This window comes from Luteibacter sp. P4_E6, assembly GCF_056401535.1.
In genome coordinates this window covers 1-1103 of the sequence record NZ_JBFUJE010000866.1, presented here as the reverse complement: position 1 = coordinate 1103, position 1103 = coordinate 1, and the positions used below count along the sequence as shown (strand labels likewise).

Sequence of the window (1103 nt, the reverse complement as noted above, 5' to 3'; positions counted from 1 at the left end):
CCCACTCTCTCTGCCAACGCAGGCGCTACGCCATGACTAAAATTCGGTGCGGCGTCGCTGCATGGCTGCCAGTTTGGCAAAGCGATCTTCGCCGGCATCTTGAGCAAGCACACGCTCCGCGTAGCGGATTGGCATCCGCTCGCTGGCCCAGCGCCCGGCCAGTTGCACCTGAGCCGTCGACGAGCCCGCGCGGACCATGTCCTGCGCCGCGCCCACCCGCGCGGAGTGCCCGGAAAGCCAATGTAGGTCCAAGTCCAGGCCCGCCTGGGCCACGGCGCGCCGAAAGATCGCGCTCACCTCGCGCGTGCCCAGCGGGCGCTGTTCGCGCTGTTGGGCCTGCGCACGACGCGCTTGCCATTGCATTCCGACCGTTGCGCTGGGCGCCGCGGTCGGATCGAGCTGTGCGTCATCGGCGACCGCGTGGAAAACGAACTCACCCTGCGACGACTGCGTCCGCCAGGCCTCAAGTGCGGCCACCGTCGCCGGACGCAAATACAGGGTGCGTCCCACGCCGGCCTGATCGGTCTTGGTTTTGCCCAGCCGATACGTACCGCCGCCCTGCGGTAATGCCACGATGCGTGCCCATTCCATAGCGACCAGTTCCGCCGAGCGCATCATCAGATCGTAGGCCACGTGCAGCATCGCCACGTCGCGCGCCCGGCGCCGCCGTTGCGCATTTTCCGCTAAGGCTCGCAGGGCCGGGGCAACGCGGCGCACAGTCACCGCCTCCGCTTGCAGCGAAGCGATCAGCTGATCAAGCAACTCCAGCGTCATCGGCGCGGCCTGGCGTTGCTCGCCGTCGAGCTGCTCACGGATCAGGTCGCGCCAGTAGTCGCGAGCGATCGCGCCGTCCATCGGATTCGGGCAGCCGTGGCGGCGGTGGATGTCCGCCAGCGACCAGAGCAGGTGCTCGAGCGTGGCCTTCTTCCGTCCGGCGGCGACCAATTGGTCGAGCAGCTCGCGCACATCGTCAAAGCGTGCCGGCAACACGACCCGGTCGTAATGTGCGCAGAAGGCCAGCCAGGTTAGCCAGTCGGCCGCACGGGTGCGGCAACTGCTCGCCGCCAACCCGCGGGTGCCGTGGCGCTGTTGTTGCGTCACGT

Annotated in this window: 1 protein-coding gene; it reads right to left on the bottom strand. The window is 68.0% G+C overall.

Translation table 11 applies throughout. The features are described 5' to 3' along the window. Positions 1 to 36: 36 nt before the first annotated feature. Positions 37 to 1103: tyrosine-type recombinase/integrase (locus AC1DT2_RS24180; RefSeq protein WP_477299265.1), on the bottom strand; the 1067-nt coding region annotated here is incomplete at its 5' end.